At 65.6% G+C, this 26,955-nt stretch carries 27 protein-coding genes; 6 read left to right on the top strand and 21 right to left on the bottom strand.

Features of this window, described 5'->3' with window-relative positions; translation table 11 throughout:
* Window positions 1–31: 31 nt before the first annotated feature.
* From K6301_RS14475 to lsrA, 5 genes are all read right to left on the bottom strand, one after another.
* The gene (locus K6301_RS14475; protein WP_247217902.1) at window positions 32–1,285 is read right to left on the bottom strand and encodes a class II aldolase; all 1,254 of its coding nucleotides are present in this window, start codon (window positions 1,283–1,285) and stop codon (window positions 32–34) included.
* Window positions 1,286–1,351: 66 nt separating this feature from the next.
* Window positions 1,352–2,383 (bottom strand): autoinducer 2 ABC transporter substrate-binding protein LsrB, encoded by a 1,032-nt coding sequence (lsrB, locus tag K6301_RS14480; RefSeq protein WP_247217904.1) that lies wholly within the window; start codon window positions 2,381–2,383, stop codon window positions 1,352–1,354.
* 2 nt (window positions 2,384–2,385) lie between these two features.
* Complete coding sequence (locus K6301_RS14485; RefSeq protein WP_247217906.1) at window positions 2,386–3,399, bottom strand: ABC transporter permease subunit; 1,014 nt, start codon at window positions 3,397–3,399, stop codon at window positions 2,386–2,388.
* Complete coding sequence (gene lsrC / locus K6301_RS14490; protein ID WP_247217908.1) at window positions 3,396–4,427, bottom strand: autoinducer 2 ABC transporter permease LsrC; 1,032 nt, start codon at window positions 4,425–4,427, stop codon at window positions 3,396–3,398. The genes K6301_RS14485 and lsrC overlap by 4 nt, the downstream gene beginning before the upstream one ends.
* Window positions 4,420–5,922, bottom strand: a complete 1,503-nt coding sequence (gene lsrA, locus K6301_RS14495) for an autoinducer 2 ABC transporter ATP-binding protein LsrA (protein WP_247217910.1) — start codon at window positions 5,920–5,922, stop codon at window positions 4,420–4,422. The genes lsrC and lsrA overlap by 8 nt, the downstream gene beginning before the upstream one ends.
* A gap of 63 nt (window positions 5,923–5,985) precedes the next feature.
* On the opposite strand from lsrA, the gene K6301_RS14500 reads away from it, so the two are divergent.
* From K6301_RS14500 to K6301_RS14515, 4 genes are read left to right on the top strand one after another with little or no spacing between them, the layout of a single operon-like run.
* Window positions 5,986–6,174: a hypothetical protein gene (locus K6301_RS14500; RefSeq protein WP_247217912.1), complete on the top strand. Its 189-nt coding sequence runs from the start codon at window positions 5,986–5,988 to the stop codon at window positions 6,172–6,174.
* Window positions 6,161–7,108, top strand: coding sequence for a sugar-binding transcriptional regulator (locus tag K6301_RS14505; protein ID WP_134648389.1), 948 nt, complete (start codon window positions 6,161–6,163; stop codon window positions 7,106–7,108). The genes K6301_RS14500 and K6301_RS14505 overlap by 14 nt, the downstream gene beginning before the upstream one ends.
* A gap of 6 nt (window positions 7,109–7,114) precedes the next feature.
* Window positions 7,115–8,677 carry an autoinducer-2 kinase gene (gene lsrK / locus K6301_RS14510; RefSeq protein WP_247217915.1) on the top strand — a complete coding sequence of 521 codons (1,563 nt, stop codon included), beginning with the start codon at window positions 7,115–7,117 and terminating at the stop codon, window positions 8,675–8,677.
* Window positions 8,678–8,718: 41 nt separating this feature from the next.
* On the top strand, window positions 8,719–9,024 hold the full coding sequence (locus K6301_RS14515) for an antibiotic biosynthesis monooxygenase (protein WP_247217917.1): 306 nt from the start codon (window positions 8,719–8,721) through the stop codon (window positions 9,022–9,024).
* A gap of 37 nt (window positions 9,025–9,061) precedes the next feature.
* Here K6301_RS14515 and K6301_RS14520 read toward each other — a convergent pair whose 3' ends face one another.
* On the bottom strand, window positions 9,062–9,706 hold the full coding sequence (locus tag K6301_RS14520; protein ID WP_247217919.1) for an alpha/beta hydrolase: 645 nt from the start codon (window positions 9,704–9,706) through the stop codon (window positions 9,062–9,064).
* Window positions 9,707–9,716: 10 nt separating this feature from the next.
* Complete coding sequence (locus tag K6301_RS14525) at window positions 9,717–10,673, bottom strand: VOC family protein (RefSeq protein ID WP_247217921.1); 957 nt, start codon at window positions 10,671–10,673, stop codon at window positions 9,717–9,719.
* Between the two features lie 164 nt (window positions 10,674–10,837).
* Between K6301_RS14525 and K6301_RS14530 the strand changes: the two genes are divergently transcribed.
* Window positions 10,838–11,830, top strand: coding sequence for a LysR family transcriptional regulator (locus K6301_RS14530; protein WP_134648397.1), 993 nt, complete (start codon window positions 10,838–10,840; stop codon window positions 11,828–11,830).
* Window positions 11,831–11,883: 53 nt separating this feature from the next.
* Here K6301_RS14530 and K6301_RS14535 read toward each other — a convergent pair whose 3' ends face one another.
* The 9 genes from K6301_RS14535 to K6301_RS14575 are packed head-to-tail and all read right to left on the bottom strand — an operon-like array spanning window position 11,884 to window position 21,133.
* The gene (locus tag K6301_RS14535; RefSeq protein WP_247217923.1) at window positions 11,884–12,768 is read right to left on the bottom strand and encodes an intradiol ring-cleavage dioxygenase; all 885 of its coding nucleotides are present in this window, start codon (window positions 12,766–12,768) and stop codon (window positions 11,884–11,886) included.
* A 7-nt stretch (window positions 12,769–12,775) separates the two neighbouring features.
* Complete coding sequence (locus tag K6301_RS14540; RefSeq protein WP_247217925.1) at window positions 12,776–14,530, bottom strand: FAD-dependent oxidoreductase; 1,755 nt, start codon at window positions 14,528–14,530, stop codon at window positions 12,776–12,778.
* Entirely contained in the window at window positions 14,530–15,615 is a 1,086-nt protein-coding gene (locus tag K6301_RS14545; protein WP_247217927.1) for a branched-chain amino acid ABC transporter permease, read from the bottom strand. Before K6301_RS14545 ends, K6301_RS14540 begins: the two co-directional genes overlap by 1 nt.
* Before the next feature lies 1 nt (window position 15,616).
* Complete coding sequence (locus K6301_RS14550; protein ID WP_247217929.1) at window positions 15,617–16,480, bottom strand: branched-chain amino acid ABC transporter permease; 864 nt, start codon at window positions 16,478–16,480, stop codon at window positions 15,617–15,619.
* On the bottom strand, window positions 16,477–17,187 hold the full coding sequence (locus K6301_RS14555) for an ABC transporter ATP-binding protein (RefSeq protein ID WP_247217931.1): 711 nt from the start codon (window positions 17,185–17,187) through the stop codon (window positions 16,477–16,479). Before K6301_RS14555 ends, K6301_RS14550 begins: the two co-directional genes overlap by 4 nt.
* Window positions 17,187–17,906 carry an ABC transporter ATP-binding protein gene (locus K6301_RS14560; RefSeq protein WP_247217933.1) on the bottom strand — a complete coding sequence of 240 codons (720 nt, stop codon included), beginning with the start codon at window positions 17,904–17,906 and terminating at the stop codon, window positions 17,187–17,189. Before K6301_RS14560 ends, K6301_RS14555 begins: the two co-directional genes overlap by 1 nt.
* A gap of 3 nt (window positions 17,907–17,909) precedes the next feature.
* Window positions 17,910–19,187: an ABC transporter substrate-binding protein gene (locus tag K6301_RS14565; protein ID WP_247217935.1), complete on the bottom strand. Its 1,278-nt coding sequence runs from the start codon at window positions 19,185–19,187 to the stop codon at window positions 17,910–17,912.
* A 24-nt stretch (window positions 19,188–19,211) separates the two neighbouring features.
* Window positions 19,212–20,276, bottom strand: coding sequence for a maleylacetate reductase (locus K6301_RS14570; protein WP_247217937.1), 1,065 nt, complete (start codon window positions 20,274–20,276; stop codon window positions 19,212–19,214).
* On the bottom strand, window positions 20,273–21,133 hold the full coding sequence (locus K6301_RS14575; protein ID WP_247217939.1) for a dioxygenase family protein: 861 nt from the start codon (window positions 21,131–21,133) through the stop codon (window positions 20,273–20,275). Before K6301_RS14575 ends, K6301_RS14570 begins: the two co-directional genes overlap by 4 nt.
* An 80-nt stretch (window positions 21,134–21,213) precedes the next feature.
* On the opposite strand from K6301_RS14575, the gene K6301_RS14580 reads away from it, so the two are divergent.
* Complete coding sequence (locus tag K6301_RS14580; RefSeq protein ID WP_247217941.1) at window positions 21,214–22,164, top strand: LysR family transcriptional regulator; 951 nt, start codon at window positions 21,214–21,216, stop codon at window positions 22,162–22,164.
* A 33-nt stretch (window positions 22,165–22,197) separates the two neighbouring features.
* Here K6301_RS14580 and K6301_RS14585 read toward each other — a convergent pair whose 3' ends face one another.
* The 5 genes from K6301_RS14585 to K6301_RS14605 are packed head-to-tail and all read right to left on the bottom strand — an operon-like array spanning window position 22,198 to window position 26,953.
* Window positions 22,198–22,812: a flavin reductase family protein gene (locus K6301_RS14585; protein ID WP_247217942.1), complete on the bottom strand. Its 615-nt coding sequence runs from the start codon at window positions 22,810–22,812 to the stop codon at window positions 22,198–22,200.
* A complete protein-coding gene (locus tag K6301_RS14590) occupies window positions 22,809–24,035 on the bottom strand; it encodes an acyl-CoA dehydrogenase family protein (protein WP_247217944.1) in 1,227 nt (408 codons plus the stop codon). The genes K6301_RS14585 and K6301_RS14590 overlap by 4 nt, the downstream gene beginning before the upstream one ends.
* A 59-nt stretch (window positions 24,036–24,094) precedes the next feature.
* Window positions 24,095–24,874 carry an alpha/beta fold hydrolase gene (locus tag K6301_RS14595; protein WP_247217946.1) on the bottom strand — a complete coding sequence of 260 codons (780 nt, stop codon included), beginning with the start codon at window positions 24,872–24,874 and terminating at the stop codon, window positions 24,095–24,097.
* Window positions 24,875–24,899: 25 nt separating this feature from the next.
* Window positions 24,900–25,913: a zinc-dependent alcohol dehydrogenase gene (locus tag K6301_RS14600; protein WP_247217948.1), complete on the bottom strand. Its 1,014-nt coding sequence runs from the start codon at window positions 25,911–25,913 to the stop codon at window positions 24,900–24,902.
* Window positions 25,910–26,953 (bottom strand): branched-chain amino acid ABC transporter permease, encoded by a 1,044-nt coding sequence (locus K6301_RS14605; protein ID WP_247217950.1) that lies wholly within the window; start codon window positions 26,951–26,953, stop codon window positions 25,910–25,912. Before K6301_RS14605 ends, K6301_RS14600 begins: the two co-directional genes overlap by 4 nt.
* Window positions 26,954–26,955: the final 2 nt, after the last annotated feature.

Genomic DNA, 26,955 nt, shown 5'->3' on the forward strand with positions numbered 1-26,955 from the left:
TCACGGCAACGCATTCGACGGGCTTGCGATGCTACGCCGCGCCGACCTTCAGCTTGGCCTGCTCCAGCGACCAGTATTCCATGTCGAACAGGTCGGCCTCGCCGATGGGGGTGAAGCGGCCATAGGCTTCGGCGGCATTGATGGCGCGTGTCGCCTGCTCGCAGAGATCGCCGCCGATCGCGGCGGCCTTGGCGCTCGCACCCAGCGCGTAGACCCCATTGTTCCTGACGAGAACGGCGCGCGGATAAACGTCGAGCATCTGCTTCGGCTCGCTGGTGCGCGTGGCGTTGCGCGCGAAATAAGCGCGGTAGCGCTCGGCATAGGCGGCAAGCGCCGCATCGATCGCGGCGGCACCCGCATCGGCCTCGATGACCATCGGCCACGGTTTGATGCGGATGACGTGATCGGGCGTCACCGTGCCGCGCAGGCCGATCTCCTCCACATTGGCCTTACCCGCATGGGCGCGGATGGCGGCGGTGGAGCGATAATCCAGGAAGACGCCCTTTGCGAAAGGCGAGCCGTCACGGACAAGCGCCGCCTCCAGCCGCGCCCTCAGCGCCATGTCCTCCGGGCCGTCGCTGGGCTGTGGGCCGGAGAGCGCCACGCCCTTCCGGGCAAGCTCCTGCTCGGCCATGGTGACGAATTCGATCATCAGTTCGTAGGAGGCGCGGGCATCGTCGGCGAAGGTGAAGAGGCCGTGGTTCTCCAGCCAGAGGCCCTCGCAGCCCGGATGCTCGCGATAGATGCGGTCGGCGACGATGGAAAGGTCGAAGCCCGGCATGACATAGGGCACATAGGCGAGCCGCTCGCCATAGATGCGCCGGACCGTCTCGCGCATGTCCGGCTGGTCCGCCAGCGCCAGGATGGCCGTCGCATGGGTATGGTCGACGAAGGCGAAGGGCAGGAAGGCGTGCAGCAGCGCCTCGACGGACGGATTGGGCGCGTCAGCATCGATCAGGCTGGCGCGCAGCAGCGACACCATATCGGGGTCGGAAAGCCTGGGTCCATTGCGGGTTTCCAGCAATGGTTCGAGACGCACGGCCGGCAGGCCCGGCGCCTCGATCGTGTCGAGGTCCCAGCCGCTGCCCTTGATATGCATCAGCGCCTCGCCCGTCGCCGACGTGACCTTGACGGAAGTGTTTCCGCCGCCATGCAGCACGAGATCGGGATCACCGCCGATGATGCGGGAGGTATAGATGCGAAGGCCGAGCGCCTCGCTCTGCCCTGCCGCCAGCGCGGCCTCCACGTAACGGGCTGCGGTCTCGTCGTTCCAGCGGCTTTTCATGCGTATCGTCCTGTTTTTTCGAATGGATACGGCGGGCGGCCGAAGCCGCCCGCCGCGTATGCGGGATCAGAAGTCGAAGTTGGCGATATTGTCCTTGGTGAAGACCGTGCGCTCGGGAAGCAGGATGATGCCATTGCCGTCGGCTTCGTAGTCGTAGCCCTGCACCTTGTTGGCCGAGACTTCGACGGTGCCGACGCCGGGGATTTCCAGCTTGTCGCCGACCTTCATCGGGCCGTTCTTCAGGACATGATCGGCGACATAGACCGAGATCTTGCCCTGCTGCGTGACATCCCACAGGCCGAAGCGCTGGATGGTGCCGCGCTCGATATAGGGGCGCATGACGTTGGGCGTGGAGAAGCCGACGATGGTGACGCCTTCGGCGCGCTTCAGGTTCTCCGCGGCCTGCGCGGCGGCCGGCAGGGCATTGGCATCGGGCGCGATGATCGCGTCGAGATCCGGATAGGTCTGCAGGATGCTTTCGGCCGTCTGCAGCGACTTCTGCGCGTCGTTATAGCCGTACTGGGTGGTGACGATTTCCCAGCCCGGATGCTCCTTGGCGATCTTCGCCTTGGCGGCTTCTGCCCAGGCGTTCTGGTCCGTCACGGTCGGGCTGGAATAGAAGAAGGCGACCTTGGCCTTTTCCTTCGTCACGCCTTCGGCCGCCATGTCGACGAGCAGGCCGCCGAGCTGCTCGGGCGTGCCCTGGTTGATGTAGTAGCTGCGGCAATCCGGGTTGACGTCGCTGTCCCAGGTCATCACGAGCACGCCGCGGTCCATGGCGCGCTTCAGCGCCGGGCACAGGCCGTCCGGCGAGACGGAGGAGACGACCAGCGCATTGTAGCCCTGGTTGACGAAGTTGTTGATGAACTGCACCTGGCCGGAAACGCTGGGTTCCGTCGGGCCATCATAGGTGACCTTCACGCCGAGCTCCTCGCCCGCCTTCGTCGCGCCGGCGCCGCCGGAGGTGAAGAAGCCGACACCCACCAGCTTGGGGATGAAGGCGATCTGGTTTTCGGCATGGGCCGTGCCCGAGGCGAGCATGGTGCCGGCAACGAGCGCGGCGGCCAGAGCACCGGATTTCAACATGGACTTGATCATTATCATTCTCCTCCTGAAGTGACTGCCGCCCGGGATTTTTTCTGTTGCCGGGCGACGGCGATGAAATCGGCTAGCATGGCGCTTCCGTGGCGCAATGCGACCGCGACAACCAGCAACCCTCCCGAAAGTGCGCTGGAAATCTGGCTGGGCACACCGGTGGCCTGCAGGCCCTGCTGCAGGTAGCCGATCACGAAGGTGGCGATCAGCGTGCCGAGGATGGAGCCCTGGCCGCCATAGATGGAGGCCCCGCCAAGCACGGCGGCCGTCACCGCCGGCAGAAGCGTCGCCGAACCGAGGTCCACGCGGGCCGAACCGAAATAGGCCGACATGACGAGACCGGCGATGGCGGCCGAAACGCCGGTGATGACATAGGTGATGGTCTGCACGCGTCCGACCGGGATGCCGGCAAAGCGTGCCGCACTTTCCGACTGGCCGGACAGGAAGACGGCGCGGCCGAAACGCGTGAAGTGCAAAAGCACGATCAGCACCAGCGCGAGCACAAGGAACAGCGCGAGCGGCGCCGGCAGGCCGAGGATCTGGGCATAGCCGAAGGCGTTGAAGGCATCCGGGAAGTTGCCGATGCCCTCATAGCCGCCCGCGCCGACAAGACCCGACGCGACCGTCGCAGTGCCCTGGAAGAGATAGAGGCTGCCGAGTGTCACGACGAGCGGCTGGATCTTCGACAGGTGGATGACGGTAGCGTTGAGCAGCCCGCAGAGCGCACCGGCGACAAGCGCCAGCGCAATCGAGAGCAGCAGCGGCACGCCGTAGAAGGTGGCGACACCGAAGACGATGGCGGCAAGGCCGATCACCGAGGCGAAGGACACATCGATGCCGCCGGCGATGATGACCAGGGTGAGCGGCAGGGCGACGATACCGATCTGCACGAAATCCGAGGTGCCGTAGATCAGGTTCGCGACATTGAGGAAGCGCGGATTGATGATGCCGAAGATGACGAGTTCGGCGACCAGCATGACGAGGAGCGCGGTCTCCCAGCGGAAGATCAGCTTTTTCATCGGCCCGCCTCCACGGTCTGTGCCGTTGTCGTTTCATCGGATGGGACAGGGCTGCGCTCATGCACGGCGTAGCGGCGGGCACGGATGCGCCGGTCGATGATCTGGCGGATGCGCCCGTCGAGCAAAAGCACCGAAAGCAGGATGGCGCCGGCGATGAAGTCGTTCCAGTAGGCCGGGATCTTCAGGAAGACGAGCGCGCTGTCGATCGACGTGATGAAGATGACGGCGGAAAACACGCCGGCGACCGAGCCGGTGCCGCCGAGCAGGCTGACACCGCCGAGCACGTTGACGGCGATCGCCTTCAGCTCGACACCGTTGCCGGCCTGGTTGGGAATGAAGCCGATCTGCGCGGCGAAGACGAGGCCGGCAAGGGCGGCGCAAAGGCCCGTCGCGACGAAGGCCGTGAACTGAACGCGCCGGACCGGCACGCCGAGATGGTGCGCGGCGGCGCGATTGTCGCCGACGGCGTAGAAATAGCGGCCGAAGCGCGTCTTGCGCAGGAAATACCAGGCGAGCGCGACGAGAAGAAGCACGACGACGGTCAGCGCCGAGAAGCCGAAGCCGAGATTGCCGGCCAGCGCCTTCAGGCCCTGCGGCAGGTCCTCGATCCACCGCCCGCCCGTCAGCACCAGCATGATGCCGCGATAAAGGCCGAGCGTGCCGAGCGTGGCGACGATGGAGGGGATGCCGAGATAGGCGACCATCAGCCCGTTGAAGGCGCCGGCGGCGGCACCGGTCATCAGGCAGAAGACGATGGCGAGCGGCAGGCCGGCGCCGGCATTGAGCGAGAGGCCCAGCACGGCGGCGCTGAGCCCCAGTACCGAACCGCTGGACACATCGATGTTGCGCGTCAGGATGACGATCATCGTGCCGAGCGAAATCAGCATCAAGACGAGGCTGTTGGAGATGACCACGGCGGCGGTGGCGCCCGAGAGATAGCCGGGCGCGGCCGCGCCGATCGCCGCATAGGCGACGGTAAGCACGACGATGAGCGTTGCAACGCGGTTGCGTGCGAAAAGATCAAGCATGACGGGCCTCCGAAGCGCCGAAGGCAAGCCGGGCGATGGCGTCGACCGAGATATTGTCCGTAAGCGCCCCGCCGGACTGGCCGAACGCCATGACCTCCACCCGGTCGGCAAGCTGCTCGATCTCGTCGAAATCCGAGGAGATGAGTATGATGGCGACGCCCTCGGCGGCAAGCTCGCGGATGAGATCGTAGATATCGTTGCGCGCCGCAACGTCGACGCCGCGCGTCGGCTCGTCGAGGATCAGCACCTTCGGCTGGGCCGACAAGCACTTCGCCAGCAGAACCTTCTGCTGGTTGCCGCCCGAAAGGCCACGCGCCTCCTGTCCGGGTCCGGTGCACTTGATGCCCATGGAGGACCGGAACGTGTCGAAGACCTTGCGCTCGGCGCCCGGGCGCAGGAAGAACGGCAGGCGGTGCACGAGATAGGACGAGACATTCCAGAACAGCGGCGCTTCCAGAAAGAGGCCGTGCTGCTGGCGGTCCTCCGGCAGGTAGACGAGGCCGCGGTCGATGCACACACGCGGCGAGCGCTTCTTCATCTCGGCGCCGTCGAAGACGACGCTGCCCGCCGTCTGGGGACGCAGGCCGAACAGCGTTTCGGCGAATTCGGTGCGGCCCGCGCCGACGACGCCGGCAAGGCCGAGGATCTCGCCCGCCCGGACATCGAGGCTGATATCGCGGAAGCCCTCGCCGCTCAGGCCGCGCACGCTGAGACGCGGCTGGCCGATTTGCGAGACCTTGCGGCCGGTGCGGTCCTTGCCGGAGGCCTCGTTGATCTGAACCCGGCTCATCGCATCGATGATCTCGGCATCGCTGTAGCTGTCGAGCGGACCGGACAGCACGATGACGCCGTCGCGCAGAACGCTGATCGTGCGGCAGATTTCGCGGATTTCCCGCAGCTTGTGCGAGATGAAAAAGATACCGACGCCCTGCGCCTGCAACTTGCGCACCCGCTGGAACAGCGCATTCGTCTCGAAGGGTGTCAGCGCCGAGGTGGGTTCGTCGAGGATGAGCACGCGCGCATCGCGCACGAGGCCGCGCAGGATTTCGACGATCTGCCGCTCGGCGATCTCAAGTGCCGCGGCCTGCGCATCGAGATCGAGCGACACCGCAAGCTCCGCCACCAGCTGCGCGACACGCGGGCGCAACGCCCGCGGCGAGGCGGAAAGACCGAGGCAGATGTTTTCCAGAACGCTCTGGTTGGGCAGGATATGCGCTTCCTGCGGCACCAGATAGAGGCCAAGCTCCTGCGCAAGTGCCGGCGAGGCCTGGGTGAGCGGCCGGCCGTTGATCTCGATTGCGCCGGAATTGGCCGCAATGACGCCCGACATGATCTTCATGAGGCTCGACTTGCCCGCACCGTTGCCGCCGAGAAGCGCATGCACCTCCCCTGCCTGCAAGGCGAGCGAAACGCCCTTCAGCACCGGGACGGCACCGTAGGACTTCCAGATATCCGTCAGCTGCGCGACCCTCCCGGTCGCCGCTTGATCCGTCATTCTGCACCTGTTCATATGTAATTCACGGCAATCATGTGATCATAGTGACCGAAGGCCGTCAATATGCTCAAGGCGCGCGGTGTCGCTGCAAACGTGCGATATTGCACTGCAAAATATGATTTCTCGGCGAAAATCAATGCATTGCCCGCGCGAAGAATTTTTAGCCGCCGCGATGCGTTGACGTATCAAAAGTTTTTTTGTTATTCAAATGATCAGAAAATGACCGAAAGGGCGCTTGATGGCGACGGATAACGGGGAATGGAGTTATGCCGATACGGACGAGGAAATCCTCACCCGCATCGCCTGGTATTATTACAACGACGGACTGACGCAGAACGAGATCGGCGAAAAGCTGAACATGTCGCGCATCAAGGTGTCGCGCCTGCTCGAAAGCGGCCGCCGTTCCGGCATCATCCAGGTGCGCATCAACTCGCGTTATCAGGGCTGCCTCACCCTCGAACGGCAGATCAAGGAACGCTACGGGCTGCTCGAGGCCTATGTCGTGCCGCAGCTGCCCGACCAGGATCCGAGCGATCGCCTCGGTCAGGCCGCCGCGCAGTTCCTGATGCAGCGCCTCCAGACCGATGACCTGCTGGCGGTGGGCTGGGGCGCCACCGTCTCCAACACGATCCAGCGCCTCGGCCATCTCGCCAACGAGCGCAATATCGGCCTCGTCAGCCTCACCGGCGGCGTCAGCACCTATGTGGACGGCATGCGCACGGCCAATTGGGGCAGCGGCGTGCATCTGGTGCCGGCACCGCTCGTCGTGCGCGACCCGGACGTGGCGCGCAATCTTTCCTCCGAACCGGCCGTCGCGAACCTGCTCGACATGGCGCTCAACGCCACCTACCAGCTCGTCGGTATCGGCGAGCTTTCCGCCGCCTCGACGGTGGTGCGGGCCGGCTATGTCAGCCCCGACGAGGTGGAGCCGCTGCGCCGCAAGGGCGCGGTCGGCGATATCCTCTGCCAGTTCTACAACGAGCGCGGCGAAGCGCTCGACCTGCCCCTGCACGACCGGGTGATCGGCGTGAAGCTCGCGGGGCTCTCGCGCGCCGAAAAGGTCGTGGCGGCGGCCGGCGGCATCCAGAAGGTCCAGGCCATCCACGCCGCCCTGCGCGGAAAGTTCGTCGGCATCCTCATCACGGACGAGACGACGGCCGCCGGCCTCCTCGAAATCAAGGACTGAACCGCCATGACGACGACATATCTGCTGGCTGTCGATGCCGGCACCGGCAGCGGCCGGGCTGTGATCTTCGACGAAAACGGCAACCAGATCGCCAGCGCCCAGCACGAATGGTGGCACAAGACCGATCCGCGCTTTCCCGGCTCGATGGATTTCGACGTGGAGGGCAACTGGGCGCTCCTTTCGCGCGCCATCCGGCAGGCGATCGCCGAGGCCGGCATAACGGCCGCCGATATCCGCGCCGTCAGCGCCACCAGCATGCGCGAGGCCATCGTCGCCTATGATCGCGGCGGACGGGAAATCTGGGCCTGCGCCAATGTCGACAGCCGCGCCGTCAGCGAAGTGCGCGACCTCAAGCGCGATTTTCCAGGCCTCGAAAGCGAGCTTTATGCGCAAAGCGGCCAGACCTTCGCGCTCGGCGCTCTGCCCCGCCTGCTCTGGCTGAAGCGCAACCTGCCCGACGTCTATGCCCGCATCGACCGGATCAGCATGCTGTCAGACTGGGTGCTCGCACGCCTGTCCGGCGTCATCGCCAGCGATCCGTCCAATGCGGGAACGACCGGCCTCTACAGCCTTTCGAAACGCGACTGGCTGCCGGAAGCGATGGCCAAGGCCGGCATGCGCGACGATATCTTCCCCGAAAGCGTCGAGCCCGGCACGATCATCGGCCGCGTCACGGAAAAGGCGGCCGACGAGACCGGCCTTGCGCCCGGCACGCCCGTCGTCATGGGCGGCGGCGACTGCCAGAGCGGGGCTGCTGCCATCGGCGTCGTCAACGAGGGCGACTGCGCCGTGCTCGGCGGCACCTTCTGGCAGCAGGTGGTGAATGTCGGCCTCGATGTCTCCGACCCGTCGATGGACCTGCGCATCAATCCGCATGTCGTGACCGGCCTCAACCAGGCCGAAGCGATCAGCTTCTTCGTCGGCATCGTCATGCGCTGGTTCCGCGACAGTTTCGGCGCGGAGGAAGTGGCGGCGGCTGGCCCCGGCGGCGATGCCTACCGGCTGCTGGAGGAGAAGGCGGCTAACGTGCCGGTCGGCGCGCACGGCATCATCCCGGTCTTTTCCGACGTCATGCACTACGGCAACTGGTATCACGCAGCCCCCTCGCTGCTGAACCTCTCCATCGATCCGGAAAAATCCGGCAAGGCGGCGATCTTCCGCGCCTTGCAGGAAAATGCGGCGATCGTCGCGGCGCGCAATCTCGCCGCCATCTTCAAGCTGTCGGGCAGGACGCCCGACAAGATCGTCTTTGCCGCCGGCGCATCGAAATCCGCCCATTGGTCGCAGATCCTGTCGAGCGCCACCGGCCTTCCCGTCGTCACGCCCGTCGTGAAGGAAGCGACCGCGCTCGGCTGCGCGGCGGCCGCGGCCATCGGCATCGGCCTGCGCCGGAATTTCGTCGAGGTGGCGGACGGCTGGGTGCGCTGGGACAGGCACTTCGAGCCCGATTTCACGCACAAGGCCATCTATGACGAGGCGGGCGAACGCTGGGCACGGGCCTACGCGCTTCAGCGCCAGCTCGTCGACGAGGGCGTCACCACCGCCATGTGGAAAGCGCCGGGCCTCTGACCCCTTCATCCAGGACTTCAACAGATAACAGGGAATAAGACATGCTCATCCAGATGGTCAGCATCAACGTCAAGCCGGGCCATACCGCGGAGTTTCTCGAAGCGTTCCGCATCAATTACGAAGGCACTCGGCAGGAGCCGGGCAATGTGCGCTTCGACGTGCTTCGCAATCCCGAGGACGAAAACAGCTTCACGATCTACGAGGTGTTCACCTCGCCCGAAGCCGTCGACGAACACCGCAAGACCGCGCACTACCAGGAATGCGTGCGCCGCATCGACCCGCTCCTCGCCGGCCCGCGCACCAAGACCTTCTATCAGGTCGAAATGGCCGATTTCCTGGGCGAATGAATGAAGCACCGGGCGCCAACCAGCGCCCGGTTCGCGGCTACCACCAGCTTTGATGCGAAAGGCCGCGCAGCATCGTCTCGAACTGCGCGATCTCGCTTGCCGAGACCTCGTGCGACCTGTCCGGCAGAACATCGCAATGAAGCCTTGCGCGGGCGCGGGCGAGCGCCGCGGCTGCCTGGGCAAAGGCATCGACGGGGATCCAGGGATCCTTGTCCGAGCCGGTCAGATAGGCCGGCAGCCGATCGAGATCGGCAAAGGGGCGGTCGCAATCCGGCGTGCCGACGCGGCACCCCGTGAGGCTTGCGAGCGCGCCGTTCCACGGGCCGTGCCGCATCGCATATTCGATCGAAAGACACGCCCCCTGGCTGAAGCCGCCGAGCAGGAGCGGCTTGGCATGATCTTTCGCGCCCGAGAGATCGCCGACAAGCTGCCTGACATAGGCGATCGACTGCTCGAGCTGTTTGCGGGTGCGATCCGTCAGCGCGTCCGTCGCGCGCGCATCATACCAGCTGTTGCCGCGGGCCCGGGGCAGCACGAAGGCCACGCCCGGCGCCTTCAGCCTGGAAATGACCTGCTCGACCATATCCTCGGGCGACTGGGTCCGCCCGTGGATGAAGACGCAGTGCACCAGGGCCTCCCCGGGGCTCGCGCCGAGGAGGAGTGGCGTGTCGTGGTTCGACATGGCGCCGGGCTCAGAATTCTGCGGGTTCGAGGCCTGCAATAAGCTCCTGCCGGCGATCTTCGAACCATGGCGGGAAGACCAGCGTCGTGCCGATCTGGTCGGCCGGCTCGTCGAGCGCCCAGCCGCCTTCGACCGACCAGGCGATCTCGAACAACGCACCGCCGGGCGAGCGGACATAGCAGGACTTGAAGTAGTTGCGGTCCTTCTGGTCCGACACGTCGGTGAAGCCGAGACCTTCCAGATGCGCCTTGAGCTTGAGCTGGTTTTCCTCGTTGCCGGTGTTCAGCGCGAGGTGGTGGATCGTGCCGCCGGCCAAGGTCCAGGTGCCCTGCGGACCGGAGGATTCGTGCAGCACCTCGACGATGCTGTTCGGCCCGCCGGCATTCGGCACCGAGAACATCAGGCCCTCGTCGCTGTCGGCTTCCTTCGTCATCGACATGCCGACGCCGAGGAAGTCGTCCATCGCGGTGCGGTCGAAGACGGCGATGGCCGCGCCGTAGATGCCCTTGATGCCGTGCTCGGGCTTCACGCCCTGCGCCTCGTTGACGATCGACGGGCGGTTGTCGGCCGGGCTTTCGACCAGCTCGTGCGGAATGCCGCACGGATGCTTGAAGGCCACGCGGGTAATGCCGAAACGCGACGTCTTGGCGGCCTCGACGCCCTTCTCGTTCAGCCGGTCGACCCAATAGTCGGCCGAGCCGACCGGAATGGCCTGCTGGATGATCTTCGACTGGTTGGTGCCGCGCTTGCCGAAAACCGCCGGCTTGCGGAAGGGGAAGGTGGTGATGATGGTCGAGGCATCGCCGTTCCGCGAGCCGTAATAGAGGTGATAGACGGGGATCGTGCCGTCGAACAGCACGGTGCGTTTGACCGAATAGAGCCCGAGCACCTTCGTGTAGAAATCGTAATCCTCCTGCACGCCGTCGGTGCAGAGCGTCAGGTGATGATAGCCGCTGACAAGGGCCATGGTGTCCTCCTCCAAAGACATTGCAATTCCGGATGCGGTTCCTCCACCGCCTCGGGAACCACGGCCGGAGCCCGCCTGTCGCAAGCCGGCCGTGATTGTCTCCACTATAGAGGTTCGAGCCTGCCGGTGATTGACTTTGTTCATGCAAGCTATAGCAATTTGCTATGAAGATCGTCGAAGCCCATCTTGTCCAGCTCGCGGCCGTCATCGAGACCGGCGGCGTCACCGAAGCGGCCGCCATGCTCGGCATGACGCAGTCGGCGGTGTCGCGCACGCTGTCGATCCTGGAAAAGCGCATCGGCGAACCGCTCTTCGTGTCCGGCCGGCGGCCGATGCAGCCGACACCGCTCGGCGAACAGCTCGGCCAGCAGGGCAAGGCCATCCTGGCATCGTCGCGCAAGGCGATGGAAATCATCCGCAGCTTCAAGTCCGGCTCGTCGGGGCGGGTGCGGATCGGCGGCGTGCCCTTCTTCATGGATGCGGTGGTGTCGCCGATGATCGCCTCGTTCCAGCGCGGCGAGCCTGGAATCATGGTCTACCAGTCCTACGGAAACTATCCCGACCTCGTGGCGGAGTTGGATTCCGGACAGATCGACCTTGCGGTGACCCCGACGGGCTCCGTCGATCTGCGCGCCGACCTGCATTTCGAGCCGATCCTGACGGCGCGCAACGTGCTCACCTGCGGCGCCGGGCATCCCCTGGTGCGCAAGCGCACCCTCGCGACCGAGGATATCGTCAACTACCCCTGGATCGCGCCGCTGCCGGGCTCGCCGCTGGTGCTCGACCTGCACAATATCCTGCTGACGCTGGGGCTGGCGGAGGTGTCGCTGCGCTATGCGGGCGGCTCGCTTCTGAGTGTCGTGAATTATCTTGCCGGCACGGACGCGCTGGCGATCCTGCCGCATTCCGTCGTCCACGCCTTCCGCGGCGAAAACAAGATCAGCATCATCCCGCTCGATATTCCCCAGCCCGAACGCGTGCTCGGCGTCATGACGCGCAAGAAACCCTACTCAAACCCCGCCGGCCGCAAGTTTCTCGGCCATATGCGCCGGGAGTTCGCCGAACTTCGCCGCGCGGTCGAAAAGCACGAAAAGACGATCCAGTGGGTGCAGGGACCGTTCATGGGCGAGCGCGAACGCATTCATTCGGCAGAATGAAAAAGGGGGCGGACGCGATCCGCGCATCCGCCCCTCTTCTTTCGGAACTGCTGTCAGGCGTGGTCGCGCGCCAGCACGAAGTCGTGTTTGACTTCCCAGAATTCGCCATCGAATTCATACGCCTTCGCGCGCGCCGGGTCGTTCACCCGGTCGAATTTCGCAAGCAGGCTTTCCTTGACCCCGAACACCGCGTCCGAATGGATATAGGGATCATCGGGATCGAAGATATGCGTCGTCAGCGTCTCGAAACCATCCGCGCTGATGATGTAGTGCAGGTGCGCCGGGCGGTAGGGGTGGCGGCCGAGATGGCCGAGCAACTGCCCGACCGGGCCGTCGTCCGGGATCGGATAGTATTTCGGCTTCACGGCGCGGAACCAGTAATGCCCGTCCGGCCCGGTGCGGAAGATGCCGCGCAGATTGAAATCGGGCTGGATGCCTTTCTGCTGCACGTCATAAAAACCCTCGTCATTGGCCTGCCAGACATCGATGACGGCATCGGCGATCGGCTTGCCCTCGGTATCGAGGATGCGCCCCTCGATGACCATGTCCTCGCCCTTGCTGTCGAGGCAGATATTGGCGCCCATCGGCAGTTCCGGCGCGTCGGCCACGTGAAACGGGCCGAGCACGGTGCTTTCCGAGGCGCCGGAGGGCTTGCGGTTGTTGATCGCATCCACCAGCATCGACACGCCCAGCACGTCCGACAGCAGGATGAATTCCTGCCGCCACTCGTTGCACATCTGGCCGGTGCGGGTGAGGAAGAGGATCGCCTCCATCCATTCCTCCTGCGTCGGCTCCAATTCCTTCACCGCCTCATGCAGCTTGCGGGTGATGACCTCCATCACCTCCTTCAGGCGTGCGTCCTTGGCGCCGGCATTGCGGCCGGTCACGACCTCGACGGAGTTCTCCTCGGTGAAATAACCCTTCTCATGCGCTTCCATCGTCGCCTCACAGATCCAGAATTGTCTTCAGCACACGGCGCAGTTCGCCGGCGGGGTCGGCCGCCAGCCCTTCCGAACGCCATGCGACATGATGATCGGGCCGGACGAGCACGACGCCGGCATCGCCCACCTCGCGGGCACGCGCCCAGTCGCCGTAATGATCCTGCCAGGTCTGCCGCGGCCCGATGACATGGGCCACGAGCGGCAGGCCAAGCTCCGCCGACAGCGTCTCGGCCGCATCGACCCAGGCCTGCCCGCCGATACCCGTCAGGAGCGTGAACTTGCCGTGGCCGCACAGATCGAGCGTGGAAGCCTTGCGGTTGCCCTCGCCGAACAGCCAGGCATGCGGCAGGCGCGCGCCGGGCCAGGTGGTCTGTTCGAAATGCAGTTCCGGATTGCGGGTGAAGGCCGGCTCGGGCTGGCCGTCGGTCGCGACACCAGAGGATTTGTAGCGGTGGTTCATCTCCACGCCATGAGCATCGAATTCATAGACCTTGAAGGCGATGGCCTCGCGCAGCGCCGCGCGCTGGCTTTCGGCGGCACTGCCATCCTCGCAGCGGCGATCCATGTTCTCCTGCATCTTCACCGGATCGATGGAATCGAGCAGGCCGAGCGCGCCGAAGATCGGGCCGAATTCCTCGATCGACTGGTTGGCACGCGTGACGATCTGCTTGGCGACCGGTGCGCGCTCTTCCGTATAGGTTTCGAGCAGGCCGGGACCGGCCTGGCCCTTCAGCACCATGGCGAGCTTCCAGGCGAGGTTGAAACCGTCCTGGATCGAGGTGTTGGAGCCGAGCCCGTTCGACGGCGGGTGGCGGTGGATCGCGTCGCCCATGCAGAAGACGCGCCCCTTCTGGGTGCGCGTGGCGTAGCAGTTGTTCACCGTCCAGGTGGAGACCGAGGTGATCTCGATGTCGATATCGGGATCGCCGATGAGGTCGCGGGCCACGCCCTCGGCAAAGGCGTTGTCGACATCGGGCACGCCCTGGCTGATGTCATAGCCCCAGTTGATCAGCCACTCGTTCCACGGCCGGATCATGCGCACGAGGCCCATGCCGATGCCGCCGACATTCGAGCCCGGCTGCAGCACCCAGTAGAGCACCGAGGGGCGATGTGCGACGTAGCGGGTGAGGTCGGCCTTGAACAGGATGTTCATCGAGCCGGCGACGCCCATCTTGCCCTCGAAGGGCAGGCCGAGATGCTGGGCGACCAGCGAATTGCCGCCATCGGCGCCGACCAGGTATTTCGAGCGGACGGTGAAGTCCTTGCCGGTCAGGCGGTCGCGGCAGGTGGTCGTCACGCCCTCGGCGTCCTGCACGTGGCTCACATATTCCGTCGACATGCGCGCCTGCGTACCGCGCGCGCAGGCGGTCTTGAACAGAAGCGGCTCCATGAAGGTCTGCGGCAGGTCGTTCATCTCGCTCGGCGAGGAGAGCAGATGCTCGGCCTTCGACGTCGGATGGGTGCCCCAGGTCTTGAGACGGCCCAGTTCCTCGCCGGCAATCGCGGTGCAGAACACGTTCTCGCCCATGATCTCCTGCGGGCTGGCATGGAGGTAGCCTTCCGCCTCGACCTCGCGGCCGAGATCACGCAGCACCTCCATCGTGCGCTGGTTGGTGATGTGGGCGCGCGGCGTGTTGGCCAGCCAGCGGTAACGGTTGATCGCCATGTTCTCGACGCCGTAGCTCGCAAGCAGCGCGGCGGTCGCAGAGCCGGCGGGGCCGGTTCCGATGATCAGGACGTCGGTTTCGATATCGGCCATCAGTCACTCCCTCTGATGTCTTTGGGTTTCGGCTGGCCCGCCAGGATACGGCGGACAGGAAAAAGCTGGAGTCCGGTGCGGTCGGCAAACAGGCCCCACAGGCCGCGCGGCGCAAACAGCATGATCAGGATGCCGATGAGGCCGAGGATCAGCAGATACCAGGAGCCGTAATCGGCCAGCAGGTTCTGCAGGATGTAGAACACGATCACGCCGACGATCGGCCCCTCGATCGTGCCGATGCCGCCGATCACCACGATGAAGATCACATAGGCGGTCCAGTCGGGAACCGAGAAGGCGGCATCCGGCGAAATGCGCGCCTTCTGCACATAGATCAGCGCGCCGGCTAGGCCCGTCGCGAGTGCGGCCACCAGATAGACGAAGGACTTCGTCCAGGTCGGATCGACGCCGACGGAGCGGGCCGCCTCGCGGTTATCGCGCACGGCAGCAAGCCCCAGGCCCTGCTTCGAGCGCAGCAGCTTGTAGATTGCACCGATGGTGACGACGGCCAGGAAGAGCGCCAGCCAGTAGCAGACGATATCGGTGGCCTGCGGCCCGCGAACGCCGAGCAGATCGGCCACGAAGCGCACACCGACCATGTCGCGCGTGGCGCCCGATGGCAGCGACGTGCCGGTGCCGCCGCCGAGCGCCTTCCACTGCGCCAGCGACAGCCGCACGATCTCGGCGATGACCCAGGTGCCGATGGCGAAATAGGCGCCCTGCAGGCGGAAGACGAAGAAGGCCGTGGGCACCGACAGCGCTAGCGCCGCAAGCCCGCCAAGCAGGATCGCCGCCATCGGGTCCATGCCGAGCAGGCTGACGCCGGCAAACATCGCATAGGCGCCGAAGCCGACAAAGGCCTGCTGCCCGACGGAGACGAGGCCGGCATAGCCGGCAAGCAGGTTCCAGCATTGCGCCAGCACCAGCATGGTCAGGATGAAGAAGAGATCCTGCACCACCGAACGCGAGACGAAGAGCGGCGCGGCAAAGGCGATTGCCACGAGCGCAAGGATCGCCAGCATCGATACCGCGGAGCCGCGGGTGCGGGTCGAAACGGTCCAGGAGGATGCGGAAAGATGATCGCTCATGTCAGTCCACCGCCCGTGGGAAAAGGCCGCGCGGCCGCACAAGCAGCACCAGCAGGAAGGCGATATGGCCCGCAAGGATCTGCCATTCCGGGTTGATCGCCGCGCCCACGGTCTGCGCGACGCCGATGATGATGCCGCCGGCGAGCGTGCCCCAGAAGGAGCCGAGCCCGCCGATGATGACGGCCTCGAAGGCATAGATCAGCCGCGCCGGCCCCATGGTGGGGTCGAAATTCGCGCGCGTGCCGAGATAGAGCGCGGCGATCGTCACCACCATCATGGCAAGCCCGGTGGCGGTGGCGAAGATGCGCTCGGCGCGGATGCCCATCAGGCCGGCCGTCGCGCTGTCATCCGAGGTGGCGCGGAAGGCGCGGCCGAGCGAGGTGCGGTAGAAGACGAGGTTGAGCGCGACGATGACGCCCACCGCCGACAGGAAGGTGAGGAGCGGCATGGTGCCGATGCTGATAGGCCCGATCTGCAGAGACCCCGTTTCCAGCGCGCCCGCCGAGATCCGCCGGCTATCGGCCGAAAAGCCCTCGAGCAGGCCGTTCTGGATCACCACCGAAAGGCCGAAGGTCACCAGCAGCGGCGGCAGGATATCCTTGCCCAGCGTGCGGTTGAGCACGAGGAATTGCAGCGCCCAGCCGAGCATGAACATCACCGGCAGCGCGACCGCGGCGGCGATAAAAGGATTGAGGCCGAGCGCCGAGACCAGCAGCAAGATCAGGAAGGCGGCGAGCACGATCAGGTCGCCATGGGCGAGATTGACGAGCCGCATGATGCCGAAGACGAGGGCGAGGCCCGCCGCGAAGAGCGCATAGAGGCCGCCGAGCAGGATGCCCTGAAGGATGGTGTCGAGCCAGCTCATCGCGCATGCGCTCCGAAATAGGCGGCGTGGATATCCTCGCGGCTCAGCGTTGCCGGCGTTCCCGAAAGCGTCACCCGTCCCTCCATCATGCAATAGACCCGGTCGGCGACCTTCAGCGCCTGGCCGATATCCTGTTCGATGATGACGATGGATGCGCCCGTCGCGCGGATCTTCGGAAAGGCCGCGTAGATGTCCCTGACGACGACGGGGGCCAGCCCAAGGCTCACCTCGTCGCAGAGCAGCACGCGCGGATTGGACATCAGCCCGCGGCCGATCGCGACCATCTGCTGCTGCCCGCCTGACAGCGCGGTGCCGGGCTGGTGACGGCGCTCCTTCAGCACGGGGAAGAGTTCATAGATGCCGTCGAGCGACCAGGCGCCGTTGCCGGCGCGGCCGTATTTGCCGATCAGCAGGTTCTCCTCGACGGAAAGCGATGGAAAGAGACGGCGGCCTTCCGGCACCATGGCGATGCCCAGTTGCAGGACATCGGGCGCGGCAAGCGCGCCGATCTCCCGCCCATCGAAGCGGATCTGTCCCGGCACATTGCGGATGAGGCCGGAAATCGAGCGCAGCAGGGTCGATTTGCCCGCACCGTTGGCGCCGATCACGGCGACCGTCTCGCCTTCATCGAGTGCGAGATCGACGCCGAACAGGGCCTGGAAGTCGCCATAGAAGGCCGTCAGGCCATGGGTCTCGAGCAGCGCCATCACACATCGATCCCGAGATAGATTTCGCGCACATCCTTCGACGCCATGATCGTCTCGGGATCGCCGTCGCCGATCACCCGGCCGAAATGCAGGACGACGAGGCGGCCGACCACCGAATTCAGCGCATGCAGCACATGCTCGACCCAGATGATGGAGACGCCGCGCCGGTGGATGGCGCGGATCGTTTCCACAAGCTCCTGACATTCCCCTTCGGTCAATCCGCCGGCGATCTCGTCGAGCAGCAGGATTTTCGGGTCAGTCGCAAGTGCGCGGGCAAGCTCGAGACGCTTGCGCTGCAACAGGCCGAGGCTTCCGGCGGGCTGGTTCGCCTTGGGGTAAAGCCCGGTCTCGACGAGAATGTCGGCGCAGCGGTCACCGACCTCCTTCTCCGCCTTGCGCGAGCCGAAGGCGCCGGCGACCAGCAGGTTTTCGAACACCGTCAGCTTTTCGAAGGGCTGCGGAATCTGGAATGTCCGCCCGACGCCGGCCAGGCACCGCGCCATCGGCGGCTGGCGCGTCACGTCCTCGCCGTCGAAGCGGATGGTGCCGGCATCGACGCGGATATTGCCGGTGACGAGGTTGAACAGCGTCGACTTGCCCGCGCCGTTCGGCCCGATCACGCCCAGGGCCTCGCCCTTTTCCAGCGCAAACGAAATCCGGTCGGCGACCTTGAGAGCACCGAAGCTTTTCGAGACCTGGTCGAGGGCGAGGATAGGCATGGCTCAGCCGATCACTTCCATTTTGCCGCCGGTCGGAATGCTGGGCGCCGTCTGGTTGTCGACGATGACGAGGTCGTAGCCGCCGCCGTCCTTGAGGCGCCACTGTCCGCCGACCAGCGGCGTCTTGGCGACATTCTTGCCGGCAAAGGGCGGCAGGTGGGCGCCATCCCAGGCCACCTTGCCGACGATCGTCTCGATATTGGAGGCGGCGATGGCGGCAATCACCGCTTCGCTGTCTGTCGGATCGGCGCGCTTCATCACATCGACGGCGACCTCGAACAGCGCATGGACGAAGCCGATGGGCTGGGTCCAGGGCCGGCCGGTGGCCTTCGTGAAGCCCTCGGCGAGCTCCCCGGCGCTCTGGCCGGTCAGCGACGATTTGAACGGATGGTTCGCCGACCACCAGACCTCGCAGGACAGGTTGTGGCCGTTCTTGCCGAGCGCTTCCACCGCCTGCGGAAACAGGATCGCCTTGCCGATCGACGCGACCTTGGGCTTGAAGCCCTGCTGCTGCGCCTGGTTCCAGAAGGTGGTGAAGTCGGGCGGGATCATCACGCCCGTGATGACATCGCTGCCGTCGGACTTGAAGGCATTGATCTGGGCGGAAAAGTCGTCGGTCAGGTTCTGGTAGCGGCCGGGATCGTTGAGGCTGTAACCGAGCTTTTCCAGGACCGGCGGGAAGCCCACGGCCTTGTCGCCCCAGGCGTTGCCGTCGCCGTCGTTGGGAAACAGGCCGCCGACCTTCTTGTTGGTCTCAAGCTGTTCCCACATATTGGTGTAGACAGCGATGACGTCTTCCAGCCCCCAGAAGAAATGGAAGACGCTGTTGAACGGCTTCCACGAGGCCGGGTCGCCCGGATTGGCCTGCTGGCCGATAAACCAGGGCTGCCAGGGCGCGGCCGTCGAGATGCACGGCACCTCCTCCGCCTCACAGGTCGTGGCCACGGGGTTGGTCGTCTCGGGCGTCGAGGCCACGAGCACGAGATTGACCTCGTCGCTGACGATCAGCTCCTTGGCGACCTCGGCGGCGCGGTTCGGGTTGGACTGGCTGTCCTTCACCACCACTTCGTAGTTCAGGCCGGCCGCCTTGGTCGCGGCCAAGAAGCCGTCGATGATGAATTTGTCGGCCTCGGCGAACGCGGCGAGCGGTCCGGTCTGCGGGCTGACATAGCCGAGCTTGATCGGCGCGCCCTGGGCCAGGGCCGGCATGGCGAGGCCGGATGTCGCCGCCAATGCGCCCGTGGCGGCTGCGGATTTCAGCAAGTCACGTCTCGTAAGCATATTCATTCCTCCTCCCAAAAGAATTCAATATGGCGGTCGTGTTCCGCTCCAGGCGTCCTGTAACAGTGCGCGGATCGCCGTGCGGTCGATCGGGCGCGGATTGGAATACGGGTTCCTGGTGGCGATATCGGCGGCGCGGTCGAGGTCCGCCTCGCTGAGTCCGAAATCCTTCAGCGCCATCGGCGAGCCGATGGATTTGGCGAAATCGTAGAGCGCCTGTCCGGGTGTCGCGCCGCCGAAGATATCGGAGATCGGCGTCATCAACTCCGGCACCGCGGAGGCGTTGAAGCCGATCGTGTGTGGCAGCATGATGGAATGGGTTTCGGCATGCGGCGTGTCGAAGCTGCCGCCCAGCGTGTGGCAGATCTTGTGATGCAGCGACATCGAGATCTGGCCGAGGACGGTGCCGCAGAGCCATGCGCCGTAAAGCGCCTTTTCGCGCGCCGCGCCATCGCGCGGGCTGTCGATCAGGGCGGGCAGGGCCTCCTTGAGCGCGCGAATGCCATCGATGCTCATCATCGTCGTGATGGGATTGCGATCCGGCGCGTAAAGCCCTTCGGCCGCATGCGCGATGGCGTTCAGGCCGCTGGTGACGCTCATGCCGACGGGCAGGCCGAGCGTCAGCTGCGGATCGTAGATCACCACTTCCGGCGTGATTTTCGGGCTGCGGACGGTGGTTTTGACGCCGTTTTCCGTCTGGCCGAGGATCGGCGTGACTTCGGAACCGGCATAGGTGGTGGGTATCACGATCTGCTGGATATCCGTGCGATAAGCCATGGCCTTGCCGAGCCCGGTCGTCGAGCCGCCGCCGAGCGAGACGACGCAATCGGCGCCGACTTCGGCCGCGCGCGCGACGGCGCGCTCGGTCACATCGACGGGCGTATGCATAGTGGCCTCGGTGAAGGTGCCGACCGAAAGCGGCCCGAGCCGCTTCGAGAGCGCCTCCGCATCGGCGGCCTGATGCGGCGTCGACAGCACCACCGCGCGCCGGCAGTCCAGCGCCTCCACCCATTTGCCGACATCGCCGCTCGCCCCGTTGCCGAAGACGATACGCGCCGCACTTGCCTGGTAGGTAAAGTCGAGTGTCATGGCGTGACGCGCCCCTTCTTCGCCCGGACCATGGTGAAGGTGAAGTCGAGCGTCGACGCATCCCCCTTCCCGGTCGGCTTGAATTCACCGATCAGCTCGTCCTTCACGCCGAACAATGCGTCCTGGCCGAGATGCGGATCGCTGCCGTCATAGACATGCGTGCTGATCGTCTCGAAGCCGGCGGCCTTGATCAGGAAGTGAAGATGGGCCGGACGGCGCATGGCAAAACCCAGCCCGCCCAGCATCTGGCCCACGGGCCCGTCGCTCGGCACGGCATAGCCGCCCGGGCGCACGGTCTTGTAACGGAAGCACCCCTGGCCATCGGTCGTGAAGATGCCGCGAAGGTTGAATTCCGGCTGCTGGTCCGGCTGCTGGTTCTCGTAGAAGCCTTCGCTGTTGGCCTGCCAGGTCTCGATCGTGGCGCCGGAAATGGGCTTGCCGTCGAGATCCCGCACATGGCCGCTGACGGACAGCGCGGGGCCGACACCGTCGAGCGATATGTTGGCGTCGAGCGGCAGCCGGGGCGCATCGGCCCGGTAGAAGGGACCGCGCACCGTGTTGGGCGTCGCGCCCTTCGGCCGGTTCGTGTTGATCTCCTCCACCAGCGCGGTCACGCCGAGCAGGTCGGACAGCAGCACCCATTCCTGCCGGCGGCCATCGCTGGCATGGCCGACATCCGTCAGGAATTCCATCGCCCGCCGCCAGTCGGCCTGCGAGGGACGCGTCTCCCGGATCAGCTTGTGCAGGTGCTCGATGAAGGGAACCATGAAGGCTTGCAGCGGTCCTGCGGCGTGCTTGTCGAGCCGCTCGGCAACGCGCTGCGCAGAGGTGCGCTCACTGAACGATATGTCTGGCATGACTTCTCCCATAACGAGAACCTAACAGGCCGAAACTGCGTGCTTGATAATTTTTTCGGCGATTTATATTCGTTATTGTTATGAAGATTGACGAAAGGCACCTTGCGCAGCTTGCGGCGGTCGTCCAGGCGGGTGGCGTGACCGAGGGCGCGACCATGCTCGGCCTCAGCCAGCCGGCCGTGTCGCGCACGCTTGCAATGCTGGAAAAGCGCCTGGGCGAGCCGCTGTTCCTCAAGGGACGGCGCCCGCTGCAACCCACGCCGCTCGGCCGGGCGCTGGCCGATCACGGCCAGGCGATCCTGACCTCCGCCCGCAAGGCTTCGAGCCTCGTGGAAGGCTTTCGTCATGGCCGCACCGGGCTGGTGCGCGTCGGCGGCACGCCCTTCTTCATGGATGCGTTGATCGCCGGTATGCTGGCGGGCTTCCAGAATGCCTTCCCCGACGTGCGCGTCGAGCAGAGCTACGGCTACCTTTCGGAACTGAAAGCCGCCATCGTCGCGGATCGCATCGACCTCGCCATCTGCCCGATCGACATGCTCGAAGAGGGCTCGGGCATGCATTTCCAGGAATTGCTGCCCGGGCGAAACGTCGTCGCCTGCCGCGTCACGCATCCGCTGCTGCTCAAGCGCAAGCTTTCGGGCCCCGAACTGCTCGACTTTCCCTGGATCGCGCCGCCGCCCGGCAGCCCGCTGCTCGCCGACCTGCGCAGCCTCGTCCTCTCGCTCGGCGCCACCGAGACGAAGATCCGCTATGCCGGCGGTTCGCTGACCAGCGCGATCAACTACATGAAGGAAAGCGATGCATTGACGATCCTGCCGCACAGCGTCGTCTTCGCCTATCGCAACGACCGCGCGATCACCGCGCTGCCGGTCGAAATCCCCCATCCGGAGCGGGCGCTCGGCCTGCTCCGGCGCTCGGGCGATCTCGGGGCCCCGGCGATCGAGGCGTTTTCGGCGCATCTGCGCAAAAGTTTCGAGAATCTGCGGCATCTCATCAAGCGCCACGAACAATCCGTTATCTGGGGCATGTAGGGGAGAGCCGGCGGCATCTCGCCGGCTCTTGTCTCAGAAGGTCGCGGAATCGTCCGGCCACAACAGCACCGGCGCCGATGCCGTATCGACCACCGGCCCCAGCGCGTGCCAGGCGCGGTTGGAATAGACCAGTGCCTCGGCCTGCCGCGTGGCATGCGCCCCGGCGGAGACGGAGGTCAGCTCCGCTGTCACCAGGCAGGCGCCCGGCGTTTCCAGCCGGCCGCGCAGCTCGGCGCGGAACCACAACTCGACCTGCGGATAGTAAGGTTCCCCGCTGTCGAGCCGCGACCACCGCACATCCGGCCCGAAGCGATCCTTGCCGGACGTGGCGCAGAGCCGGGCGAGCTGCATGTCGGCGCGGCGCACGAAATGCACGACCACCGACGCGGCGCGCTCGACCACCTTCGCGCTGGAGGACGATGCCGAAAGCGAGAAGGCGACCATCGGCGGGGACGCGCTGATCGAGATCAGCGAGCTCACCGTCAGTGCCACCGGCCCGTCCGCTCCCTCCGCCGTGATGATGGCGACGCCGGAGGGATGATGCCGGAAGGCGGCCAGGAACGCCTCGGTGAGGCCGGAGCCAGCGGCGGCGGCGCCCGTTTCAGGCGCAGCCCCCTTGCCCGGCATGTCTTTCGCCGGCGCGCTCATTTCTTTTCGATCAGGTCGTAGAACTGCCAGGTGCGGTCGCTCCACAGGCCGGCAAGGTCGCGGCCGGCGGCACCGACGATGTTCGGGTTGATGGTGAAATGGTTCGCCGCTGTCAGCATCTCGCGGTAGATCCGCTGCATCACACCGTAGCGCAGCGAGGCCCCGCCGAGTGAGCGGTAGACGAAATGGCACGCATCCACGCCGGCCTCGTGCACTTCCGACTTGGCGAGATGCACCAGGCTGATCTGGCGTGTCGTCATGCGGTTGCCGGCCTCGATGGAGGATTCCACGTCGCGCCAGACTTCGAACAGGAAGGCACGGGCGGCGCGGACGCGCGCCTCGGCACGGCCGAAATCGTACCAGAACTTGTCGCTCTCGCCGAGCAGGCCGGCGCGGCCCGTCTTGGTCTTGGCATATTTCGCGGCTTCGTCCAGCATGCGACGCGCGGCGCCGATGGCCCAGCCGGAATGGCCGATGGCAGCAAGCCCCACCACGCCGAGGCTGAAAAATTCCTGCATGCGCTGCGGCTCGGCCGTCAGGATCGGGAACACCATGTCGTCAGGGATGAAGACATCGTTGGCGGCGTAATCGATGCTGCCCGTGGCCTGAAGGCCGAGCACGTTCCAGTTGCCGAGCAGTTCATGTTCGTCCACCGGCGCATGGGCGCAGAGCACGATCACGTCGCCATTTTCATCCTTGGCCGGCTGGCCGTTGCCGTCGTCGAGCAGGGCGGCGGTGTGCGTGTAGGTCGCGTGATAGATGCCGCTCGCATAGGCCCACTTGCCATTCAGGCGATAACCGCCGTCGACCTTCTTCAACATGCCGGTGGGCGTACCCTGGCCGGAGAACCGGTTGTCGGTCTTGCCGTCATAGAGACGGCTGATGGCAGTATCGGGCAGGAAGGCCGCCGACATCGCGCCGATGCAGGCATGGACCATCGACACCCAGCCGGCCGCGCCGCTGTGATAGGTGATGGCCTCGATGAGTTGCAGGCCCTGCGTCGGCGAGAGCTGCGCGCCGCCGATATCCTCGCCCGCGAAGATATGGCTCATGCGGACAGGCTTGAGCGCCTCGAAAGTTTCCTCGTTCAGGCGGCCGAGCTTCTCGTTTGCCTCGGAATTTTTGTCGAGGATCGGGCCGACCGTCTCGATATGCGCCATGAGGGATGCGAAGTCCGTCTTCGTGCCCCAGTAGCCGGATGCGTGCTTGATAGGTGCGTTCATGACAATTCCTCCTTGATGGTCCTGTTGTCGCGGATCGCTCTAAGCGCCGCGCTCGGGTTTCACGTGACCAGGAAGTCGCCGATGGCCGCGACGGTGCGCGGATCTTCCTGCATGGCGAAATGGCCGACCTCCTCGATGATCAGCGTTCGGGCATTGGGAATGGCGGCCTGCCAGAGCGGCGCCTGCGAGGCCGGCAGCATGCGGTCCCTGTCGCCCCAGACGATCAGCGTCTCGTTGGGAATGCGGCTCAGCCAGCGGCCGAGATTGGGATGGCCCATGCCGTGCACCTTGAGAATGTTGCCGAGTGCCGGACCCTCTTTCTCGCGGGCCGCCACGAAGGCCTCTGCCGAATGGCATTCCGAACCGCCGGGAAAGTAGCGCGCCGCGACCGCGGCATCGTGGGCGAGATAGGCGGGAAACTCCTCTGGCGGGATACGGCTCAGGTCAGCGCCGCGATGATCAGGATGATTGAGCCCGGCCGGCGCATTCAGCACCAGCTTGCCGAACCGCTCGCCCGCGACGGCGGCGATCTCGGCCGCCATCCAGCCGCCCATGGAATGGCCGACGAGATGCGGGCGCTCGAGGCCGAGCGCGGCAACGAGGCGGAGATTGTGGACCACCATGTCCTGCATGCCGGCAATATGCGGCGCTTCGGCGCTCTCGCCGAAACCGGGATGGAAGGGCAGGTAGACACGGAAGCGGTCGGCAAGGCCGCGCGCCCAGTCGTAACCCTCAATCGTCGCCGCGCCGTGCAGGGCGATCACGGCCGGTCCGTTGCCGATCGCCTTGACGACCGTCCGCACACCGTCGATGTCCTCCGTCAGCGTTTCGAATTCCATAACCTCTCCTCCTCGTCCATTCGCTTCACGCGGCATCGGCAGCGATCAGCACCTTGCATTGGGTCGTGCGGCGCCTCAGCCCTTCGAAAGTCTCGGGCACGGCATCGAAGCCGATTCGATCCGTGATCAGCGCCTGCGGGCGGTAACGGCCGGGGCCGAGCGCGCCCAGCGCCGTCTCGAATTCGGCCATGTTGAAGAACACCGCGAAGACGAGCCGGATTTCCTTCGACAGGGCGACGAACGGATCCCATTCGTCACCGCCGACGCAGAGGCCCACACCAACCACCGTTCCGTGGGTACGCACGAGCTTGCAGGCGAAATCGATGAGCCCGCGCTTGCCGACACATTCGAAGACGATGTCGGCCTCCCCGCCCGTCCGGGCCTTGAAGTCCTCGGCAAGGCCGGGACCGGAAAGGGCAAAACCGGTGGCGCCGACAGCGGCGGCGCGCTCTTCCTGATGCCGGTTGATATCGGCGACGATGACGTCGCGCGCACCGTGGCGTCGCGCCCAGAAGGCGACCAGCAGGCCGATCGGCCCGGCGCCGAGGATCAGCACGCGATCACCCGGCTTCAGGCCCGACCGCATGACGCAATGCAGCGCCACGGCGACCGGCTCGGCCAGCGCGCCCTCCTCGATGGGCAGGTCGTCGGGCAGGATGCGGCATTGACGGGCGGCGACGGTGGTGAATTCGGCATAGCCGCCGCCGATCAGCCGCATCTCGGCGCACCAAGCCGGTTCGCCCTTGCGGCAACTGCCGCAGGCGCCGCAGCCGCGCATCGGCGCCACCGCCACGCGGTCACCCGGCTTGAGCCCCAAGACGGTGCTGCCGCAGCGGATCACCTCGCCGGCGAATTCGTGGCCGAGCACGTCATGGCGGTTGAGCCCGAAGGTCTTCGGGTCCTCGGTCATATGCAGGTCGGACCCGCAGATGCCGCAGGCTGCGATCCTCAGCAGGACTTCATCCTCTGCCGGCTCCGGGACGGGGCGCTCGCCCACCGTCAACGGCAGTCCGACGGCATCGAACAGAACGGCCTTCATATACGGTCCTCCATCAGGCGGCGGCGCGTCGGGAACCAGGGGGCATCGACGACCTTGCAGATCAGGCCCCAGAGGCCGCCGCGCGCAAACAGCGCCATGAACACGGTGAGCAGGCCGAGCACCACCATGTAGGTCGCGCCATATTCACCGAACCAGCGCTCGGCGAAGAAGTAGATCAGCGCCCCGATCAGCACGCCCTCCAGCGAGCCCAGCCCGCCGACCATGACGATGAAGATCGCGATATTGGCCCAGCTCGGATCGTAGGCGGAGGGCGGGGTGATGCGCAGCTGCGCCATGAAATAGATGGCGCCGGCAAGGCCCGTGCCGACCGCCGCCGCGACCCAGATAAGGAAGCGCAGCCGGCCGACATTCACCCCCTGGCTGGCCGCCGCGACGGGATTGTCCCGCATGGCGATGAGCGCCAGCCCGTAGCGCGAGCGCAGCAGCCAGTAGCTGCCGCCGACCGTGACGAGCAGCATCAGCGCGCAGAGCAGCGAGACGCCGATGGCGCGCTCCATGGGCGAGTAGCCGGTCATGACGCGCAGGCTCATGCCCGCGCCGCCATTAACATAGCCGAAGACCGATGTGCCAAGCCGCAGCACCTCGGCGATGACCCAGGTGCCGATCGCGAAATAGGGACCGTCGAGCCGGTGCAGCAGGCCATAGGTGGGAATGGCAAGCAGGGCCGGCGCGATCATCGCCAGCACGACGGCGACGAAGGGGTTGATGCCCCAGAGCTGCGCCATCACGAACATCATGTAGGCGGAAACGCCGATGAAGGCCTGCTGGCCGACCGATACCAGCCCGGCATAGCCGGCAAGCAGGTTCCACATCTGCGCGACGGCGATGTAGCAGCAGAGCTCGACGACATCGCGGATCAGCCCCTGGCTCGCCCAGAACGGCATCGCGGCGATGGCGAGGAGCGCGACGATGCCGAGCCCCATCGCGATGACGCCCGACAGGGTCTGGCGCTGAACGCGCACCGGCGGAAGATCCATGGCGGCGGCAGATGCTGATGCGGTTGCGAACGCTTGGGTCACGG

The sequence above is a fragment of the Shinella oryzae genome (genome assembly GCF_023038235.1).
Classification (GTDB): domain Bacteria; phylum Pseudomonadota; class Alphaproteobacteria; order Rhizobiales; family Rhizobiaceae; genus Shinella; species Shinella sumterensis.

Bases quoted from the DNA above. Each gene is read 5' to 3' on its own strand.
- K6301_RS14475 (WP_247217902.1), bottom strand. From the start codon at position 1,285: ATGAAAAGCCGCTGGAACGACGAGACCGCAGCCCGTTACGTGGAGGCC.
- K6301_RS14540 (WP_247217925.1), bottom strand. From the start codon at position 14,530: ATGGCCGATATCGAAACCGACGTCCTGATCATCGGAACCGGCCCCGCC.
- K6301_RS14555 (WP_247217931.1), bottom strand. From the start codon at position 17,187: ATGGCGCTGCTCGAGACCCATGGCCTGACGGCCTTCTATGGCGACTTC.
- lsrK (WP_247217915.1), top strand. From the start codon at position 7,115: ATGACGACGACATATCTGCTGGCTGTCGATGCCGGCACCGGCAGCGGC.
- K6301_RS14505 (WP_134648389.1), top strand. From the start codon at position 6,161: ATGGCGACGGATAACGGGGAATGGAGTTATGCCGATACGGACGAGGAA.
- K6301_RS14530 (WP_134648397.1), top strand. From the start codon at position 10,838: ATGAAGATCGTCGAAGCCCATCTTGTCCAGCTCGCGGCCGTCATCGAG.
- K6301_RS14500 (WP_247217912.1), top strand. From the start codon at position 5,986: ATGCTCAAGGCGCGCGGTGTCGCTGCAAACGTGCGATATTGCACTGCA.
- K6301_RS14545 (WP_247217927.1), bottom strand. From the start codon at position 15,615: ATGAGCGATCATCTTTCCGCATCCTCCTGGACCGTTTCGACCCGCACC.
- lsrB (WP_247217904.1), bottom strand. From the start codon at position 2,383: ATGATCAAGTCCATGTTGAAATCCGGTGCTCTGGCCGCCGCGCTCGTT.
- K6301_RS14580 (WP_247217941.1), top strand. From the start codon at position 21,214: ATGAAGATTGACGAAAGGCACCTTGCGCAGCTTGCGGCGGTCGTCCAG.
- K6301_RS14520 (WP_247217919.1), bottom strand. From the start codon at position 9,706: ATGTCGAACCACGACACGCCACTCCTCCTCGGCGCGAGCCCCGGGGAG.
- K6301_RS14550 (WP_247217929.1), bottom strand. From the start codon at position 16,480: ATGAGCTGGCTCGACACCATCCTTCAGGGCATCCTGCTCGGCGGCCTC.
- K6301_RS14515 (WP_247217917.1), top strand. From the start codon at position 8,719: ATGCTCATCCAGATGGTCAGCATCAACGTCAAGCCGGGCCATACCGCG.
- K6301_RS14595 (WP_247217946.1), bottom strand. From the start codon at position 24,874: ATGGAATTCGAAACGCTGACGGAGGACATCGACGGTGTGCGGACGGTC.
- K6301_RS14560 (WP_247217933.1), bottom strand. From the start codon at position 17,906: ATGCCTATCCTCGCCCTCGACCAGGTCTCGAAAAGCTTCGGTGCTCTC.
- K6301_RS14535 (WP_247217923.1), bottom strand. From the start codon at position 12,768: ATGGAAGCGCATGAGAAGGGTTATTTCACCGAGGAGAACTCCGTCGAG.
- K6301_RS14485 (WP_247217906.1), bottom strand. From the start codon at position 3,399: ATGAAAAAGCTGATCTTCCGCTGGGAGACCGCGCTCCTCGTCATGCTG.
- lsrA (WP_247217910.1), bottom strand. From the start codon at position 5,922: ATGACGGATCAAGCGGCGACCGGGAGGGTCGCGCAGCTGACGGATATC.
- K6301_RS14525 (WP_247217921.1), bottom strand. From the start codon at position 10,673: ATGGCCCTTGTCAGCGGCTATCATCACCTGACGCTCTGCACCGACGGC.
- K6301_RS14590 (WP_247217944.1), bottom strand. From the start codon at position 24,035: ATGAACGCACCTATCAAGCACGCATCCGGCTACTGGGGCACGAAGACG.
- K6301_RS14600 (WP_247217948.1), bottom strand. From the start codon at position 25,913: ATGAAGGCCGTTCTGTTCGATGCCGTCGGACTGCCGTTGACGGTGGGC.
- K6301_RS14565 (WP_247217935.1), bottom strand. From the start codon at position 19,187: ATGCTTACGAGACGTGACTTGCTGAAATCCGCAGCCGCCACGGGCGCA.
- K6301_RS14570 (WP_247217937.1), bottom strand. From the start codon at position 20,276: ATGACACTCGACTTTACCTACCAGGCAAGTGCGGCGCGTATCGTCTTC.
- lsrC (WP_247217908.1), bottom strand. From the start codon at position 4,427: ATGCTTGATCTTTTCGCACGCAACCGCGTTGCAACGCTCATCGTCGTG.
- K6301_RS14585 (WP_247217942.1), bottom strand. From the start codon at position 22,812: ATGAGCGCGCCGGCGAAAGACATGCCGGGCAAGGGGGCTGCGCCTGAA.
- K6301_RS14575 (WP_247217939.1), bottom strand. From the start codon at position 21,133: ATGCCAGACATATCGTTCAGTGAGCGCACCTCTGCGCAGCGCGTTGCC.